This window comes from Duganella dendranthematis, assembly GCF_012849375.1.
GTDB lineage: Bacteria > Pseudomonadota > Gammaproteobacteria > Burkholderiales > Burkholderiaceae_D > Rugamonas > Rugamonas dendranthematis.
The window spans coordinates 6,310,851-6,329,333 of record NZ_CP051684.1 but is presented as its reverse complement, the minus strand read 5'-3'; the positions used below and the strand labels follow the sequence as shown (position 1 = coordinate 6,329,333).

Genomic DNA, 18,483 nt, shown 5'->3' with positions numbered 1-18,483 from the left:
TGGTTCCCATAGAGGGAGAATGCAAGTTCCGCTTACAGCCTTTACAATAGGAAATACAAGCCAAAACTGAAGGAGCCGCATGACTACCACCCGTCCATTCATCGCCCCCATGCAGTTTGACGACGCCCAGGCGGCCTACGACCAGGTGCGCGCCATTTACGACGCCAACATCGCCTATCTGCGCGACGCGATGAAGCGCTTTGTGGCGGGCGAAAACGTCGGTGACCATGTGCGCGCCTGCTATCCCTTTGTACGCGTGCATACCGACACCGTGGCGCGCGCCGATTCGCGGCTGGCGTTCGGTTTTGTCGCCGGTCCCGGCACCTACGAAACCACGCTGACGCGGCCCGACCTGTTTGCCCGCTACTACCTTCAGCAATTCAAGCTGCTGCTGAAGAACCACGGCAGCCACCAGGTCAAGCTTGAAGTAGGCGTCAGCGCGCAGCCAATTCCGATTCATTTCTCGTTCGCCGAGCATGAGCACATCGAGGGCAGCCTGTCCGCCGAACGCCGCCTTCTGATGCGCGACGTGTTCGACCTGCCCAACCTGGCCGCGATGGACGACGGTATCGCCAACGGCACCCACGAGGCGCCGATGGGCGAGGCGCAGCCGCTGTCGCTGTTCACCGCGCCGCGCGTCGACTACTCGCTGCAACGGCTGCGCCATTACACCGGCAGCTCGTGCGAGCACTTCCAGAAGTTCGTCCTGTTCACCAACTACCAGTTCTACATCGATGAATTCATCAAGCTGGGACATGAATTGATGGTTAGTCCGGCCGGTGAGCCGGGCAACGACTACATCGCCTTTGTCGAGCCGGGCAACCTGGTAATGCGGCGCGTGGGGCAGGCGGTGGAGCCGGGCGACGTGCATGGCGCACCGCTGCCACGCTTGCCGCAGATGCCGGGCTATCACCTGATCCGCGCCGACGGCACCGGCATCTCGATGGTGAATATCGGCGTCGGCCCGGCCAACGCCAAGACCATCACCGACCATATCGCCGTGCTGCGGCCGCACGCGTGGCTGATGCTGGGCCACTGCGCTGGCTTGCGCAACACCCAGGAACTGGGCGACTACGTGCTGGCCCACGGCTACGTGCGCGAAGATCACGTATTGGATGAAGACCTGCCGCTGTGGGTGCCGATTCCGCCGCTGGCCGAGGTACAGGTGGCGATTGAGGCGGCCGTGGCCGAGGTCACGCAGCTGACCGGTCACGACCTGAAGCGCGTGATGCGCACCGGCACCGTCGCCAGTACCGACAACCGCAACTGGGAGCTGATGCCGCAGCGGACGCCGGAGCGACGGTTCAGTCAGAGCAGGGCGATTGCGCTGGATATGGAAAGCGCAACCATTGCCGCCAACGGTTTCCGGTTCCGCGTTCCCTACGGCACCTTGTTGTGCGTGAGCGACAAGCCGATGCATGGGGAAATCAAGTTGCCCGGTATGGCTAACCAGTTTTACCGCGACCGTGTTGACCAGCATTTACGCATCGGCATTCGTGCAGTTGAACTTTTGCGCGCGCTTGGTGTGGATAAACTACACTCTCGCAAGTTACGCAGCTTTACCGAGGTAGCTTTCCAATAGCCGCAACCCCATGCCCAGGCCCGCTTTCAGCGGGCTTGATACTTTTTTTGGTATCAAAAACCCGAAAAAATTGATTGGTTAGTTTTTTCTCCAGCCCATAAGATTTGTTCAACCAGCGCTGCCCTTGAGCAGCTCTCTATAAAACAGACAACACTGGAGACTTATGAAACACACAGTAACCGGGACTTCGATGTCCCAGGCAACCCATCGTCTCGTCCTCAAATCCGGCGTCGCCGTGCTGGCCGCCGCTGGCCTGCTAAGCGCCTTCCCAGTCGTAGCACAAGAGACTACCCCGGCCAGCGACGCCGCGCAACCTGCGCCCGAAGCCACCGTGACCGTCACCGGCGTGCGCCGCGCTGCGCAAAGCGCGCAAAAGATCAAAAAGGATGCCGATAACGTTATCGACTCCATTGTTGCTGACGATATCGGTAAGTTTCCAGATACTAACGTCGCCGAGACGCTGGCCCGCGTTACCGGCGTCCAGGTCCGACGCGACGGCGGCGAAGCCAACACCGTGCTGATCCGCGGTCTGCCGGGCATCGCCACGCTGCTCAATGGCCGCGAACTGTTCACCACCACCGGCCGCTACATCCAGCTGGCCGACATTCCATCGACCATGCTGCAACGCGTGGATGTGTACAAATCGCAGTCGGCCGACCTGCCGGAAGGCGGTATCGCCGGCGTGATCGACGTGCGCACCAACCGTCCGTTCGACTTCAAGGGCTTTACCGCCGTGGTCAATGGTGGCGCCACCAATAACTCGCAGGCCGAGCGTACTGATCCGAACGTCAGCGGCATGATTTCCAACCGCTGGAAGACCGATATCGGCGAGATCGGCGCGCTGTTCGGTGTTTCGTATGTGCGCAACCATTACTCCGAAGAGCGCGCCTTCAACACCAAGCCGATCGACAAGAGCTGGCTGCTGCCCAACCTGACCGGTCCTGACCTGATGGGCCTGCAGGCCATCGGCGGCGACCGTCGCCGCACCGCCGGCAACTATGCGCTGCAATGGAAGCCGAACCAGGATCTGGAAGTGTACGCCGAAGGCCTGGCCACCCATTACCTGGACAACAACGAAACCGACTACCTGGTGGCGCTGCCATGGTGGGGGCCAGGCGACACCATGTCCGGCACCAAGATTCCTGGCTCGAACCAGCTGCAAACGCTGACGTCCAAAAACGTCAACACCATCATGTCGACCCAGGCCAACCGCAAGGACAACGTGACCCAGCAGCACGCCATTGGCGCCCGCTGGAACGCCGCGCCGGGCCTGCGCCTGAGCACCGAACTCGCCCGCACGCTGTCGGACTACGACTGGCAGAATCCGATCCTCGATACGCTGACCGTGATGCCGAATTCGGTGGTGACCACCAATGCCGGCGGCGGTGCGAATATTTCGTACAGCGGCCAGGACATCACCAATCCAGCCAATTACCGCATCGACCAGCTGTTCGACCGCTATGGCCACGACCACGGCTCCTCGACCGACTGGCGCGCCGATGGCACCTACACCATGGCGGATGAAGGGCTGTTCAAGGACTTCGGCTTCGGCGTGCGCGCCGCCAAGCGCACCGCAGCGTCGATCAAGTCCTTTGAAGGCACTTCGGTGGCGCCGGACGGCGTGCCGGTCACCAGCCTGCCGGGACTGAACTGCACCGCCAGCATGCAGAATAATTGGGGCACCACCGCCTGGTACACGCCATGCGCGAGCTACCTGCTGACCAACACCGGCGCCGTACGCCAGGCCGTCACCGGCACTTCGGCCGCGCGGGCGATGGACCCGGGTTCCTATTTCGCCGACGAAGAAAAGAACTACGCCCTGTATGGCAAGGCGCACATCGGCTGGGATACCGCCGGTATCCCAATCGACGGCGTGCTGGGCATGCGCGTGACCAAGACCGACTCGGACCTGCTGGGTAATTCGGTAGTAGGAACCGCTTACGTGCCGACCTCGAAAACGTCGAGCGACACCGCCTATCTGCCGAGCGCCAACTTCAAGGCTACGCTGCGCGACGACGTGATCGCGCGCTTCTCGGTCACCAAGACGCTGACCCGCCCGGACTTCGGGCAACTGAATCCTGGCACCGCCTACATCAACGCCAACGGCACCACCAACCTGGCGACGGCATCGGGCGGCAATCCTGACCTGAAGCCGTTCACCGCGCGTAACTACGACGGTTCGCTGGAGTGGTATTTCTCGTCGACCGGCATGGCCAGCGTGGCACTGTTCCGCCACGAGTTCAAAGGCTACATCCAGAACAAGGTGGTCAAGGAAACCTTCAACGGCGCGATCTACGACACTACCCGTCCATTCAACACGGATGACGGCTACCTGCAAGGCGCCGAAGTGGCATATCGCACCTTCTTCGACAAGCTGCCAGGTTGGCTGGGTGGCTTCGGCGTGGAGGCGAATGCCACCTACACCGAAGGCCAGACCAGCACCGCCAGCGATCCAAGCCTGAGCAACAAGCCGTTTGCCGGCATGTCGAAATGGTCGTACAACGTGGTGGGCCTGTATGAGAAATTTGGCGTGTCGGCGCGCCTGGCGTACAACTGGCGCTCGAAGTTCGTGCAGATCTACAATGATGGTGGTCCGGGCCTGGATCTGATCGCATCGCCGATGTCGTCGCTGGATGGTTCGCTGGGCTACAAGATCAACGAGAATACGTCGATCACGCTGACCGGCTCCAATCTGCTGAACTTCAAGTACACCGACTACTGGAGCAACAAGGCGCTGTACCCACGTGACACCCGTCGTTATGATCGCTCGGTTGGCGTATTCCTGAACTGGAAGATCTAACTAAGCAGCGCCCCCACCGTCATTCCCGCGCACGCGGGAATCCATAGGCCGCCTGATTGCCGGCGTAGTATGGATTCCCGCTTTCGCGGGAATGACGTAGTCATTTGAAGAGGTAAATATGTCGAATCAAAAAATGTCGGTGCTGGAGAAGGTCGGTTTCGGGTCGGGCGACATGGCGCTGAATGTGGTGATCTCGTCGATGATGTTGATGATCACCTTCTTCTACACCGACGTCTACGGCCTGAAGACCACCGACCTGGCCTTGCTGTTCGTGCTGGTGAAAATCATCGGCGCCTGCAGCGACCTGGTGATGGGCCAGATCACCGACGCCGTCATGACGCGGTGGGGACGTTACCGTCCGTGGCTACTGTTCCTCGCCGTGCCGTATGGCCTGAGCGTGTTCTTCGTCTTCACCACCCCGGACTGGGGCTACAGCGCCAAACTGGTATGGGCCTATTCGACCTATATCATCATGACCGTCATGACTTCAGGCGTGGGCGTATCGTATATCTCCCTGCCCAGCACCTTGTCCAATGACCCGCAGCAGGTGCTGTCGGCCAATGGCTACCGTCTGTTCCTGGCCAAGGTTGGCGCCTTTATGGTGACGGTGGTGGTGCCGGTGCTGTCCGAGCGCTGGGGCGCCGGCAATGCTGCTGTTGGCTATCAGGCCGCGATGGCGCTGATGGCGGCGATGGGCGTGGCACTGTTCCTGTTCTGCTTCTTCACCACCACCGAGCGCGTGGTGCACAAGGTGCAGCGCCAGCCGCTGGGCGATCAGATCAAGGTGTTGATGCAGAACGACCAGTGGCTGATCCTGTGCGCCGTGTGCGTGGTCGGCACCATCGGCTATGTGGTGCGCGGTTCGGTCGCCATCTATTACGCCAAGTATTATCTCGGTGCGAACACCGAAACCGTGTCGGCCTTCCTGTCGACCGGCGTGGCGGCGGCCATCCTGTCGATGGTCGCTTCGACCTGGATCACCAAGTTCTATTGCAAGGTCAAGCTGTTCCGCTGGACGCAGATTGCGGTGGGTGTCATCAGCGTGGTGATGTACTTCACGGTGAAGCCGGGTGACACTGTGCTGGCCTTCGTGCTGTATTTTCTGCTGTCGTTCGTGGTGGACCTGCACGCGCCGGTATTCTGGTCGGCGATCGCCGAGACCATCGACTACGGCGTGGTCAAGACCGGGCAGCGCGTGTCCGGCTTCGCCTTTGGCGGCATCTCCGTGTGCCAGAAGGCCGGCATGGGCATCGCCGGCGCGCTGGTAGGTGTATTGCTGACGTACTTCCAATACCACCCCAACCAGGAGCAGACCGCCTTCGCCATGCATGGCATTGTGCTGATGCTGACCGTAATTCCCGGCTTCTTCCACACCGTCATGGGCCTGCTGATGTTCCGCTATCGTCTCACCGATGCACGCTACGGCGAGATCAAGGCGAAGCTGGTGGCCCAGAATTATGTGGCAGTTTAATTTTTTGGAAAACGACATGGACAACGTTCTTACCCCATTGATCGAGCAGCGCGCCGATCCGCATATCTATCGTCACACCGACGGCTATTACTACTTCACCGCCTCGGTGCCGCAGTACGACCGCATTGAGCTGCGCCGCGCGACAACCATCGCCGGCCTGGTGGATGCCGAAAAGGTCGACGTCTGGCACAAGCCTGACACCGGCGCCTACAGCGAACTGGTTTGGGCGCCGGAGCTGCACTTCAACGACGGCGCCTGGTACGTCTATTTCGCCGCCGCGCCGAGCCGCGAGATCAAGTACAAGCTGTTCCAGCACCGCATGTACGCGATCCGCAATACCAACGCCAATCCTTTGGTCGGCGAGTGGGAATTCATGGGCCAGATCGACACCGGCATCGACACCTTCTGCCTGGACGCCACCACCTTCACCCACAAGGGGCAGCTCTACTACGTGTGGGCGCAGAAGGACGTCGCCATCGAAGGCAATTCCAATATCTACATCGCGCCGATGAAGACTCCCTGGCAGTTGGGCGGCCCGCCGGTCATGCTGAGCAAACCGGAATTCGACTGGGAGATCCGCGGCTTCTGGGTCAACGAAGGTCCGTCGGTCCTGAAAAAGAACGGCAAGATCTTCATCAGCTATTCGGCCAGCGCGACCGATGAAAACTACGCCATGGGCCTGCTGTGGGCGGACGAAAACGCCGACGTGCTGGACCCGGCGGCGTGGACCAAGTTGCCGCAGCCGGTGCTGCAGACCGACTTTGAACACAAGATCTACGGCCCTGGCCACAACAGTTTTACCGTGGCGGATGATGGCGAAACGGTGATGTTGGTTTATCATGCTCGTACCTACACCGAAATTATCGGCGACCCGCTGTGGAATCCGGACCGTCACACGTTCGTCAAGCCGCTGAAATGGGACGAGCAGGGGATGCCAGTATTCGGGAAACCGTCGATCGCCTAAGTCCGCGAGCGCACCATATTCCGGCGGCCGAACAGGGAAACCTCTCGGCCGCCTTGTCATTAGAGAGCCAAGATGCAAGCAACCATCACAGAATCCCCATTCGGCACGCTGCCGGATGGCCGCGAAGCCACGCTGTACACGCTGACCAACGCCAATGGCATGGTCGCCAAGATCAGTAACCTGGGCGGCGTGATCGCCGAACTGCACGTGCCGGACCGCGATGGCGTACTCGCCGACGTCTGCCACGGCTACGATAACCTCGCCGCCTACATGGGCGAGTCGAATTATTTCGGCGCGCTGATTGGCCGGTATGGCAACCGCATCGCCAACGGCCGCTTCACGCTGGACGGCGTTGAACATCAGCTGGACCTGAACGATGGCGCCAACCATCTGCACGGCGGCACCAATGGTTTCCACCGCCAGCTGTGGGATGCCGAAACCTTCAACACGCCCAAATCAGTGGGCCTGATCCTGTCGCATGTCAGCCCGGACGGCGACCTGGGCTACCCTGGTAGCGCCGAAGTCACCGCCATTTATGAACTGCGCGACGATAACGAGTTGCGCATCGCCTTCCACGCGGTGGCCGACAAAGCCACACCGATGAACCTGACCAATCACGCCTATTTCAACCTGGCCGGTCAGGGCGACATCCTCGGCCACGAGCTGACCATCGTCGCTGACGCCTACACCAAAGTGGGCAAGGGCCTGATCCCGGTCGGCGCGCCGGCGCCGGTGGAGGGCACACCGTTTGACTTCCGCACGCCGCATACGATCGGCGAACGGATCGGCGAAAAAGATGCGCAACTGGACTTCGGCTCGGGCTATGACCATAACTTCGTGCTGAAAAAATCGGCGGAAAAAGCGCTGGAAGTGGCGGCCCGCGTGGTCGATCCGGCGTCCGGCCGGGTGCTGGAAGTGCTGTCGCAGGAGCCGGGGATCCAGTTCTACAGTGGTAACTTCCTTAACGACAGCATCAGCGGAAAAGGGCGCATCTACGGCTATCGCAGTGGCTTCTGCCTCGAACCGCAGCACTTCCCGGATTCGCCAAACCGTCCCGACTTCCCGTCGACCATCCTGCGGCCGAACGAGGAGTATTCCACGGTAATGGCCTACCGCTTCAGCGTGGCCTGACCCATATCGATTTTGATATCGAAGTCGATAAACAATTTATTGGAAAGTTATCTCAGTACATCTTAGTATGCCCTATCGATGCGGGGGCATGACATTCACGTCCCCGCACAGGAAAATACTGAGGAGAATTGCATGTCTGAGAATGACAAAAAGGTGAAGCTGCGCTCCGCCGAGTGGTTTGGTACCCAAGACAAAAACGGTTTCATGTACCGTAGCTGGATGAAGAATCAGGGCATTCCTGATCACGAATTCGAAGGCAAGCCGATTATCGGCATCTGCAACACCTGGTCTGAACTGACACCCTGCAACGCCCATTTCCGCAAGCTGGCGGAACACGTCAAGCGCGGCATCTATGAAGCCGGCGGCTTCCCGGTTGAATTCCCAGTGTTCTCCAACGGTGAATCGAACCTGCGTCCGACCGCCATGCTGACCCGTAACCTGGCGTCGATGGACGTGGAAGAATCGATCCGCGGCAATCCGATGGACGGCGTGGTGCTGCTGGTCGGTTGCGACAAGACCACCCCGGCGCTGCTGATGGGCGCCGCCTCGGTCGACATTCCGACCATCGTCGTTACCGGCGGCCCGATGCTGAACGGTAAACTGAACGGCAAGAACATCGGCTCCGGCACCGCCGTCTGGCAGCTGCACGAGCAGGTCAAGGCCGGCGAAATCTCGATGCACGAATTTATCGGCGCGGAAGCGGGTCACTCGCGTTCGGCCGGCACCTGCAACACCATGGGCACCGCATCGACCATGGCCTGCATGGCCGAATCGCTGGGCACTTCGCTGCCGCACAACGCCGCCATTCCTGCGGTGGATGCGCGCCGCTATGTGCTGGCGCATATGTCGGGCATACGCATCGTCGAAATGGTCAAGCAGGATCTGAAGCTGTCGAAGATCCTGACCAAAGAGAATTTTGAAAACGCCATTCGCGTCAACGCCGCCATCGGCGGTTCGACCAACGCCGTGATCCACCTGAAGGCCATCGCCGGCCGTATCGGTGTCGATCTGGAGCTGGAAGACTGGACCCGCGTGGGCCGTGGCACGCCGACCATCGTCGACCTGCTGCCGTCGGGTCGCTTCCTGATGGAAGAGTTCTATTACGCCGGCGGCCTGCCGGGCGTGATCCGACGCATGGGCGACGGTAACATCCTGCCGCACCCGAACGCGCTGACCGTCAATGGCAAAACCATCTGGGAAAACTGCAACGACGCGCCGATCTACGACGAAGAAGTCATCCGCACGCTGGATAACCCGATCCGCAAGGACGGCGGCATCTGCATCCTGCGCGGTAATCTGGCGCCACGCGGCGCGGTGCTGAAGCCATCGGCCGCCACGGCGGAGCTGATGCAGCATCGCGGCAAGGCCGTGGTGTTCGAGGACTTCGAGCATTACAAGTCGCGCATCATGGACCCGGACCTGGACGTCGATAAAGACTCGGTGCTGGTGATGAAGAACTGCGGCCCGAAAGGTTATCCGGGCATGGCGGAAGTGGGCAATATGGGCCTGCCGCCCAAGCTGCTGGCTGCTGGCGTCAAGGACATGGTGCGCATTTCGGATGCGCGCATGTCGGGCACCGCTTACGGCACCGTGGTGCTGCACGTGGCGCCGGAAGCCATGGCCGGCGGCCCGCTGGGCATCGTCAAGGATGGCGACTACATCACGCTGGATTGCGCCGGCGGCTTGCTGAACCTGGAGATTTCGGACGAAGAGATGGCGGCACGCCAGGCGGTCCGCGTGCAGGGCAGCGCGCCTGGTCCCAAGACCGGCTACCAGCAGCTGTACATTGAGCACGTACTGCAAGCCGACGAAGGCTGCGACTTCGACTTCCTGGTTGGTAACCGCGGCTCCGCGGTACCGCGTCACTCGCACTAATACTACCGTCGTCCCCGCGAAAGCGGGGATCCACAATGAGCAAGCGTTCTATGGATTCCCGCCTGCGCGGGAATGACGGCGCTTAGGAGACTCTTCATGCTACTCGTACAATTCAAAAACGAACAAGGCGCGCGCCAGGTCGGCGCCCTGGAACAGAACACCATCCGCATCATCGACGGCTACAGCACCACCTACGCGCTGGCCCAGGATGCGATCCGCAAAGCTGTCGGCCTGGCCGCGCTGGTGGAAAAGTCGGTCGGTGCGCAAACCGCCGCCTTCGACGCCGTGGCCGCCGCCGGCCGCCTGCTGTCGCCACTCGATCACAGCGACGACGCCCACACCTACGTCACCGGCACCGGCCTGACCCACCTGGGCTCCGCCGATACCCGCGACGCCATGCACAAGAAAATCGGCGGTGACGTCGAATCGCTGAGCGACTCCATGAAGATGTTCCGCATGGGCGTGGAAGGCGGCAAGCCAGCCGCCGGTGAAGCTGGCGTGCAGCCGGAATGGTTCTACAAAGGCGACGGCTCGATTGTCGCCGCCAGCGGCCAGGATCTGTCGATGCCGGACTTCGCGCTGGACGGCGGCGAAGAGCCGGAAGTCGCCGGCCTGTACGTGATCGGCGACGACGGCCAGCCATACCGCGTCGGCTTCGCCATCGGTAACGAATTCTCGGACCACGTGACCGAGCGCCAGAACTACCTGTACCTGGCGCACTCCAAGCTGCGTGTCTGCGGCCTGGGTCCGGCGCTGCTGGTCGGCGAAGCGCCGGCAAGCATCGAAGGCACCTCGCGCATCTACGACAAGGAAGGCAAGGTACGCTGGGAGAAGCCATTCTTCAGCGGCGAACAGAATATGTCGCACACCATCGCCAACCTGGAGCACCACCACTTCAAGTACCCGCTGTTCAAGCGTCCGGGCGACGTGCATGTGCACTTCTTCGGCACCGCCACCCTGAGCGTGGCCGACAACATCGTGGTGCAGCCTGGCGAAACGTTTGAAATCGATTCGCCGCAATTTGGTCCGGCGCTGCGCAACAAGCTGGCCGTGTACAAAACCGAAGTCGCGAAAGTGAAAACCTTATGATCATTACCGGTGATGCACTGATCGGCGGCAAAGCCGTCAAGGGCACGGGCGCCGGCGTCCGCGCGTACAACCCGGCGCTGAGCCAGGTCATCGAGCCTGAGTTCCGCACCGTGGATGCGTCTCAGATCGACCAGGCCTGCCGCCTGGCCGATGAAGCATTCGACACCTTCCGCGCGTTGAGCGACGATAAGCGCGCCGCCTTCCTTGAAACCATCGGCGAGCAGATCATGGCGCTGGGCGATGTGCTGATCGAGCGCGTGATGGAAGAAACCAGCCTGCCGCGCGCCCGCGTGGAAGGTGAGCGTGGCCGCACCGTCGGCCAGCTGAAACTGTTTGCCAACTTGCTGCGCGAAGGCTCGTGGCACGATGTGCGCTTTGACAAAGCTCTGCCGGATCGGACGCCGCCGCGTCCCGACCTGCGCATGCGCATGATCGGCCTTGGCCCTGTGGCTGTTTTCGCGGCCAGTAACTTCCCGTTGGCTTTTTCTGTCGCTGGCGGCGACACCGCGTCGGCGCTGGCCGCCGGCTGCCCGGTGGTGCTGAAGGCGCACTTTGCGCATCCAGGTACCTCGGAGCTGGTGGGCCGCGCTGTCGTCAAAGCAGTGGAGATCTGCGGCCTGCCGGCCGGCGTATTCTCGCTGCTGACTGGTGTCGGCAATGAACTGGGTATTGAGCTGGTGCGCCATCCAGCCATCAAGGCGGTCGGCTTTACCGGCTCGCGTGGCGGCGGCATGGCGCTGGTGGCTGCTGCCGCTGCGCGTCCGGTGCCGATTCCGGTGTATGCGGAAATGAGCTCGATCAATCCTGTATTCCTGCTGCCGCAGGCGCTGAAGAATCGGGCGGAAGATATCGCCACCGGTTTCGCGGCCTCGCTGACCATGGGTGTCGGCCAGCTGTGCACTAATCCCGGCCTGGTGCTGGCGATTGATGGTCCGGACCTGCAACGCTTTACCACCGCCGCTTCGCAAGCGCTGGTGGGCGGTGCGGCCTGCTCGATGCTGTCGCCGGGGATCGCCGGTAACTTCGCGCGTGGCGTCAATCAGTTGGCCGAACACGCGGAGGTGACGACGCTGGCGTTGGCGCCGCAGGCGGAAGGCAAGGGCGCGCCGGCGCTGTTCGTGTCGTCGGCAGCATCGTTCCTGTCGCAGCACGCACTGCAGGAAGAGATTTTTGGCCCGGCGTCGCTGGTCGTCGTGTGCAAGGACGTGGCGGAACTGCGCCAGGTCGCGGAGAAGCTGGAAGGCCAGCTGACCGCCACGCTGATGATGGACGAAGGCGATCTGGAAGCGGCGCAGTCGCTGTTGCCGGTGCTGGAGCGTAAAGTCGGCCGCATCCTCGCCAATGGCTATCCAACCGGCGTGGAAGTGTGCAGCGCCATGGTGCACGGCGGTCCGTTCCCATCGACTTCGGATGGGCGCACGACGTCGGTCGGCACGGGCGCGATCACGCGCTTCCTGCGTCCGGTCTGCTACCAGAACCTGTCGCAAGGCTTGCTGCCTGAAGTCCTGCGCGACAACGGCACGGCCACCTGGCTGCGCCGCGAAGGTGAATTGACTCGCAACTAAAAAAACAGTGATAAAAATCAGGGAGACTGTATGACACAACTGGCCAAGTTCGGCAGCCTACGCGGCAAGCGCGTATTCATTACCGGCGGCGGCACCGGCATCGGTGAAGCCATGGTGATTTCCTTCGCAGAGCAGGGCGCGCAAGTCGCTTTCGTCGACATCGCCCGCGACGCCAGCCTGGCGCTGATCCGCCGCGTGAAGGAAGCCGGTTATCCCGAACCGCTGTTCCGCCAGTGTGACATTACAGACATCCCTGCGCTGCAGGCCACCATTACCGAACTGGCCGGACTGGTTGGCGATTTCGATATTTTGGTGAATAACGCCGCCAACGATCAGCGCCACGAAACCGCCGACGTCACGCCCGACTTTTGGGACAAATGTATCGCCATCAACCAGCGTCCGATGTTCTTTACCTGCCAGGCCGTCCTGCCAGGCATGAAGAAAAAGGGCGCTGGTTCGATCATCAATATCGGCTCGATCTCGTGGCATGTCAAGAACGCCGGCTATCCGGCCTACGCCACCACCAAGGCCGCCACGCATGGTCTGACCCGCGGCCTGGCGCGCGAATTCGGCGCCCACGGCATCCGTGTCAACACGGTTACGCCAGGCTGGGTGATGACCCAACGCCAGATCGACCTGTGGCTGGACGAGGCGGGTGAAGAAGACATCAAGCGTAACCAGTGCTTGCAGAACAAGCTGATGCCGCAGCACGTGGCATCGATGGTGCTTTTCCTGGCCGCCGACGATGGCGCCATGTGCACCGCGCAGGAATTCATCGTCGACGCAGGCTGGGTATAAGTCACACGCACTGGTAACACCGTAGCACCGTTCGCCCCCGGAGACACCGCGCTCGACGCGGCGGGGTATCGCAACCATAGATAAATGGTAGGAACATGGTGAAGACAACCGTAGTCACGGCGCTGACCTGCGCCGCTTTATCCCTGGCAGCCGCCGCGCCGGCTGCGACCGCCGCTGTACAGTCGCCCGCTGCCGTCGCGCCGGCCACGCTGCGCAGCCCTGACAAGCATATTGCCGTCACCTTCCAGCAATCGGACGGCCGGCTCACGTATGCCATCGCCCGCGACGGCAAGCCGGTGCTGCTGGCCTCCGATCTCGGCCTGCAACTCGCCGGCGCCGACCTGACCGACGATCTCACGCTGCTGTCCACCTCCACGCCGCACGCTGTCGAGGACCACTACCTGATGGCAGTTGGTAAGCGCAAAGACATCACCTACCGCGCCAACGAACAAACCTGGTCGCTGCAAAACAAAAAACAGCAGAAGATCGACATCGTTTTTCGCGTATCGAATGACGGTGTGGCCTTCCGCTACATCGTCGCCGACACCTCGCTGCCATTAAAAAAACTGGTGCAGGAACACACCACCTTCGCCTTGCCAAGCGGCGCAAAAGCCTGGCTGCAACCAATGGCGGTTGCCCAAACCGGCTGGAGCAACACGAATCCGTCTTACGAAGAGCATTACCAGATGGAGATCGCGGCAGGCACCAAGTCGCCAACCGAAGCCGGATGGGTATTCCCTGCACTGTTCAGTACCGGCGCCAACTGGGTCGCGATCTCCGAAGCGAATATGGACGGCAGCTGGCAGGCATCGCGCCTCGCGCAAGACTCCAACGGCGGCATTTACCGCATTGGCAACCCGATGGCGGCCGAGGTCTACACCAACGGCGGCCTGATGGCGGAGACGGAAAGCACGCTGACCTCCCCATGGCGCGTTATCGCCCTCGGCCCGCTGGCCACCGTCACCAACTCCACGCTCGGCACCGACCTGGCCGCACCCGCCGTCGCCTTCGACGCTGCCCGGGTCAAGCCCGGTCATGCCTCGTGGAGCTGGGGCATCCTCAAAGACGACGCCACCGTCTACGATGTCCAGAAGAAGTTCATCGACTACGCGGCCGATATGAAGTGGGACTACACGCTAATTGACGCCGACTGGGATCGCAAGATCGGCTACGACAAAATCAAGCAACTGGCGGACTACGCTGCAACCAAAAATGTCGGCCTTCTGCTGTGGTACAACTCGTCGGGCGATTGGAACAAGACCGAATACACGCCTAAGAGCCAGTTGCTGACGCATGCGCAGCGCGTCAAGGAATTCAAACGCCTCAGTGACATGGGCATCAAAGGCGTCAAGATCGACTTCTTCGGCGGGGATGGCCAGTCGATGATCGCGTACTACCTCGACATCCTGCGCGACGCCGCCGATGCTGGCCTGCTGGTCAACTTCCATGGCGCGACCCTGCCGCGTGGCTGGACGCGCACCTGGCCTAACTTGATGACCATGGAAGCGGTCCGCGGCTTTGAGTTCACCAGCTTCGAGCAGGTGGACGAAGACCTGATGCCATCACACGCCGCCATGCTGCCGTTCGCACGCAACCTGTTCGACCCGATGGACTTCACGCCTGTGGTATTTGGCGATATCCCCAAGATCAAACGCGCCAGCAGCAACGGCTTTGAACTGGCGACTTCAGTGCTGTACCTGTCCGGTATCCAGCACTTTGTCGAGATCCCGGAAGGCATGGCGACGGTGCCTGACTACGTCAAGAAATTCATGCAAGACCTGCCGCGCAGCTGGGACGACAGCCGCCTGGTGGATGGCTATCCCGGCAAATACGCCGTTATCGCCCGCCGCGCCGGGGACACCTGGTACATCGCCGGCATCAATGGTGGCACCACCGACAAAACGCTGACGCTGGACCTGTCCTTCATCGGCAATAAGCAGGGCATGATCATCACTGATGGCGACAGCCCGCGTAGTTTTAACCAGCGCAGCATCGCTGCCGGCAAAAAAGTAGCAGTAACCATCAAGCCGCACGGCGGCTTTGTCATCCAACTATAAAATCAAGGAGACTGAGAAATGAACCCAATTCAACGTGGTGTACTCGCGCTGTGCATGATGACAGCTGGCGGCGCATTCGCTGCCGATGCGGTCAGCCTGACCATCGACACCGGCAAACCAGGCGCGGTGATCAACAAGGACGTCTACGGCCAGTTTGCAGAACACCTGGGCACCGGCATTTATGAAGGCCTGTGGGTCGGCCCGAAATCGAAGATCCCGAATACCAAGGGCTGGCGCAACGACGTGGTCGGCGCACTGAAAGACATTCATGTGCCGCTGGTGCGCTGGCCGGGCGGCTGCTTCGCCGACGAATACCACTGGCGCGACGGCATTGGCGCGCGCGAGAAGCGTCCGGTCAAGGTCAATACCAACTGGGGCGGCGTGGATGAATCCAACGCCGTCGGCACGCATGAATTCTTCGACCTGGTGGAAATGCTGGGCGCGGACGCTTACGTCAACGGCAACCTGGGTACCGGAAGCGCGCAAGAAATGTCGGAGTGGGTGGAGTACATGACCTCGGACAGCAAGTCGACGCTGGCCAATATGCGCCGCAAGAATGGCCACGATAAACCGTTCAAGGTCGCATACTTCGCCGTCGGTAACGAGGCATGGGGCTGCGGCGGCAATATGAGCCCGCAGTATTACTCGGATCTGTACAAACAGGTCGAGACCTTCCTGCGCGCGCCTAAGCAGTATCGTCCGAAGATCATCGCCAGCGGCGGCAACGACAATGACGTGACCTGGTCCGAGGTGCTGAGCAAGGAGCTGAAGAAGCAGACCGACGGCATCAGCTTCCACTACTACACCATCCCGACCGGCAAGTGGGAAGTGAAGGGCGCTTCGACCGGCTTCCAGGAAAACGAGTGGATCTCCACTTTGTCCAACACGCTGCGGATGGAAACGCATATCCAGAAAAACAGCGCCGCCATGGACAAGAACGACCCGGAGAAAAAACTGGGCCTGCTGGTGGACGAGTGGGGCACCTGGTATGACGTGGAGAAGGGCACCAACCCTGGCTTCCTGTTCCAGCAAAATACGTTGCGCGATGCGGTGGTTGCGGCGCTTAACTTCAATATCTTCCACGCACACGCGGACCGCGTGCGGATGACGAATATCGCGCAAATGGTTAACGTGCTGCAGTCGATGATCATCACCGACAAGGACAAGATGCTGCTGACGCCAACCTACTACGCTTACCAGATGTACGTGCCGTTCCAGGGCGCGACTTCGCTGCCGATTTCTTTGAAAGATAATCCAGACTACAGCGCTGGCGGTTTCAAGGTGCCCGAGATTAGCGCTTCGGCCGCGCGCGGTGCGGACGGCAAGCTGTATGTGGCGCTGGTGAACACCAATCCGAACAAGCCTGCCGATGTGGCACTGAATATTCCTGGCCAGACTATCAAGTCGGTGAAGGGCAATCTGCTGACCGCGTCCGCCATGGATACGCATAACACCTTCCAGTCGCCGAATGCGATCAAGCCTGTGGCGTTTAACGCTGCAGCCGGTGCCGATGGCAAGCTGACCGTCAAGGTGCCGGCCAAGGCGGTCATCGTGGTAGCGGTGGAGTAAGCGCATGGACGATATCAAAATCACGCGCCGCAAGGTGATTACGGCCGGCGGCGTGGCGCTGGTGCTGGCCGGCTGTGGTGGAGGAGGAGGCGGCAGCACTGTCGCCGCCACGCCAACGCCGACACCGACGCCCACGCCGACACCTACGCCGACACCTACGCCAACACCAACGCCGGTGCCTACACCAGCGCCGACGTCCATTACGTTCGCCGAAGCTTCGGTCCACGATCCATCCGTCATCAAGGTGGACGGCACGTTTTACGTCTTCGGCTCGCACCTGGCGGCGGCCAAGTCGACGGACCTGATGAACTGGACCAAGATCGCCGATGGCGTCAATACGGCCAATCCGCTGTTCAACAACGTGGTGACCGCGTTGGCCGATACCTTCGCCTGGGCGCAGGTTACCGACCTGTGGGCGCCGGACGTGGTCAAACTCGCCGACGGCAAGTTCTATCACTACTACTGCGCTTGCAAGGGAGACTCTCCGCGCTCCGCGCTGGGTGTCGCGGTCGCGGACAAGGTGGAAGGCCCGTACGTCAACAAGCAGATCCTGCTCAAGTCGGGCATGTGGGGGCTGCCGGGCGAGGATGGCGTGACGATCTACGACGCGCTGACCATGCCCAACGTGGTCGATCCGAACACCTTCTTCGATCAGAACGGCAAGCTGTGGATGATTTACGGCTCCTACTCGGGCGGTATCTTCATCCTGGAGATGGACACCACCACCGGTTTGCAGAAACCAGGTCAGGGTTACGGCAAGCATCTGCTGGGTGGTAATCACGCGCGGATCGAAGGCGCCTATGTGCTGTATAGCCCGCAGTCGAAGTTCTACTACCTGTTCACGTCCTTTGGCGGGCTGGATGCGAACGGCGCGTACAACATGCGCGTATCGCGTTCGCTGAATCCAGACGGTCCGTATGTAGACGCGAAGGGCACCGACATGGCCAACGTGAAGGCCAATCCGACGCTGCCGCTGTTTGACGATGCGTCGATCGCGCCATACGGCCAGAAGATCATGGGGAACTACCAGTTCGCGCTGGCGGCCGGCGAGACCGGTACACCGCTGGGCTATGTGTCGCCTGGCCATAACTCGGCCTATTACGAAGCGTCGACCGGCCAGCACTTCCTGATCTTCCATACGCGCTTCCCGAATCAGGGCGAACTGCATCAGATCCGCGTGCATGAGATGTTCATCAATGGCGACGGTTGGCCGGTGGTGGCGCCATTCCGCTACGCGCCGCTTAGCAAGAATACGACGGCGCTGTCGGCCGTTGTGACTGCGGCCGATGCGGTGGGCACGTACAAGATGATCAACCACGGCAAGGATATTACGACGACGATCAAGTCGTCTGCGAATGTCCTGCTGGCGTCGGACGGCACGGTGACTGGGGCGGCGACCGGCACGTGGAAGCATGACGGCAATAACAATGTCACCATTTCGCTTGGTACCGCCGGTACTTTCTCCGGCGTTTTGTCGCGCCAGTGGAATACCAACGCCAGCGCATTTGTGGTGACGTGGACGGCGCAATCGGTGGAAGGCGTATCCATCTGGGGCGCACGTACGGGTAATTAAGAAGAGGTT

Annotated in this window: 12 protein-coding genes; all 12 read left to right on the top strand. The window is 61.1% G+C overall.

Annotated features, from left to right (window positions below; genetic code table 11):
* The first annotated feature begins 79 nt into the window (after positions 1 to 79).
* Complete coding sequence (locus HH213_RS28955) at positions 80 to 1,582, top strand: AMP nucleosidase (RefSeq protein ID WP_110849399.1); 1,503 nt, start codon at positions 80 to 82, stop codon at positions 1,580 to 1,582.
* Positions 1,583 to 1,745: 163 nt separating this feature from the next.
* Positions 1,746 to 4,382, top strand: a complete 2,637-nt coding sequence (locus HH213_RS28950; RefSeq protein ID WP_169114650.1) for a TonB-dependent receptor — start codon at positions 1,746 to 1,748, stop codon at positions 4,380 to 4,382.
* A gap of 118 nt (positions 4,383 to 4,500) precedes the next feature.
* The gene (locus HH213_RS28945) at positions 4,501 to 5,853 is read left to right on the top strand and encodes an MFS transporter (protein WP_169114648.1); all 1,353 of its coding nucleotides are present in this window, start codon (positions 4,501 to 4,503) and stop codon (positions 5,851 to 5,853) included.
* Positions 5,854 to 5,869: 16 nt separating this feature from the next.
* The gene (locus HH213_RS28940) at positions 5,870 to 6,817 is read left to right on the top strand and encodes a glycoside hydrolase family 43 protein (RefSeq protein ID WP_169114646.1); all 948 of its coding nucleotides are present in this window, start codon (positions 5,870 to 5,872) and stop codon (positions 6,815 to 6,817) included.
* Between the two features lie 72 nt (positions 6,818 to 6,889).
* Complete coding sequence (locus HH213_RS28935; protein ID WP_169114644.1) at positions 6,890 to 7,948, top strand: aldose epimerase family protein; 1,059 nt, start codon at positions 6,890 to 6,892, stop codon at positions 7,946 to 7,948.
* A 132-nt stretch (positions 7,949 to 8,080) separates the two neighbouring features.
* Positions 8,081 to 9,823, top strand: coding sequence for an IlvD/Edd family dehydratase (locus HH213_RS28930; RefSeq protein ID WP_110849403.1), 1,743 nt, complete (start codon positions 8,081 to 8,083; stop codon positions 9,821 to 9,823).
* Between the two features lie 96 nt (positions 9,824 to 9,919).
* On the top strand, positions 9,920 to 10,912 hold the full coding sequence (gene araD1 / locus HH213_RS28925; RefSeq protein WP_169114642.1) for an AraD1 family protein: 993 nt from the start codon (positions 9,920 to 9,922) through the stop codon (positions 10,910 to 10,912).
* Positions 10,909 to 12,477 carry an aldehyde dehydrogenase (NADP(+)) gene (locus tag HH213_RS28920; RefSeq protein WP_169114640.1) on the top strand — a complete coding sequence of 523 codons (1,569 nt, stop codon included), beginning with the start codon at positions 10,909 to 10,911 and terminating at the stop codon, positions 12,475 to 12,477. Before araD1 ends, HH213_RS28920 begins: the two co-directional genes overlap by 4 nt.
* Positions 12,478 to 12,507: 30 nt before the next feature.
* Positions 12,508 to 13,275, top strand: coding sequence for an SDR family NAD(P)-dependent oxidoreductase (locus HH213_RS28915; protein WP_169114638.1), 768 nt, complete (start codon positions 12,508 to 12,510; stop codon positions 13,273 to 13,275).
* Between the two features lie 95 nt (positions 13,276 to 13,370).
* Complete coding sequence (locus HH213_RS28910) at positions 13,371 to 15,332, top strand: glycoside hydrolase family 97 protein (RefSeq protein ID WP_169114636.1); 1,962 nt, start codon at positions 13,371 to 13,373, stop codon at positions 15,330 to 15,332.
* An 18-nt stretch (positions 15,333 to 15,350) separates the two neighbouring features.
* Positions 15,351 to 16,901 (top strand): alpha-N-arabinofuranosidase, encoded by a 1,551-nt coding sequence (locus tag HH213_RS28905; RefSeq protein WP_169114634.1) that lies wholly within the window; start codon positions 15,351 to 15,353, stop codon positions 16,899 to 16,901.
* 4 nt (positions 16,902 to 16,905) lie between these two features.
* Complete coding sequence (locus HH213_RS28900; RefSeq protein ID WP_169114632.1) at positions 16,906 to 18,474, top strand: glycoside hydrolase family 43 protein; 1,569 nt, start codon at positions 16,906 to 16,908, stop codon at positions 18,472 to 18,474.
* Positions 18,475 to 18,483 lie beyond the last annotated feature (9 nt).

What these genes read in the sequence shown, in the direction of transcription:
- HH213_RS28955 (WP_110849399.1), top strand. Translation starts at nt 80, where the DNA reads ATGACTACCACCCGTCCATTCATCGCCCCCATGCAGTTTGACGACGCC.
- HH213_RS28950 (WP_169114650.1), top strand. Translation starts at nt 1,746, where the DNA reads ATGAAACACACAGTAACCGGGACTTCGATGTCCCAGGCAACCCATCGT.
- HH213_RS28945 (WP_169114648.1), top strand. Translation starts at nt 4,501, where the DNA reads ATGTCGAATCAAAAAATGTCGGTGCTGGAGAAGGTCGGTTTCGGGTCG.
- HH213_RS28940 (WP_169114646.1), top strand. Translation starts at nt 5,870, where the DNA reads ATGGACAACGTTCTTACCCCATTGATCGAGCAGCGCGCCGATCCGCAT.
- HH213_RS28935 (WP_169114644.1), top strand. Translation starts at nt 6,890, where the DNA reads ATGCAAGCAACCATCACAGAATCCCCATTCGGCACGCTGCCGGATGGC.
- HH213_RS28930 (WP_110849403.1), top strand. Translation starts at nt 8,081, where the DNA reads ATGTCTGAGAATGACAAAAAGGTGAAGCTGCGCTCCGCCGAGTGGTTT.
- araD1 (WP_169114642.1), top strand. Translation starts at nt 9,920, where the DNA reads ATGCTACTCGTACAATTCAAAAACGAACAAGGCGCGCGCCAGGTCGGC.
- HH213_RS28920 (WP_169114640.1), top strand. Translation starts at nt 10,909, where the DNA reads ATGATCATTACCGGTGATGCACTGATCGGCGGCAAAGCCGTCAAGGGC.
- HH213_RS28915 (WP_169114638.1), top strand. Translation starts at nt 12,508, where the DNA reads ATGACACAACTGGCCAAGTTCGGCAGCCTACGCGGCAAGCGCGTATTC.
- HH213_RS28910 (WP_169114636.1), top strand. Translation starts at nt 13,371, where the DNA reads ATGGTGAAGACAACCGTAGTCACGGCGCTGACCTGCGCCGCTTTATCC.
- HH213_RS28905 (WP_169114634.1), top strand. Translation starts at nt 15,351, where the DNA reads ATGAACCCAATTCAACGTGGTGTACTCGCGCTGTGCATGATGACAGCT.
- HH213_RS28900 (WP_169114632.1), top strand. Translation starts at nt 16,906, where the DNA reads ATGGACGATATCAAAATCACGCGCCGCAAGGTGATTACGGCCGGCGGC.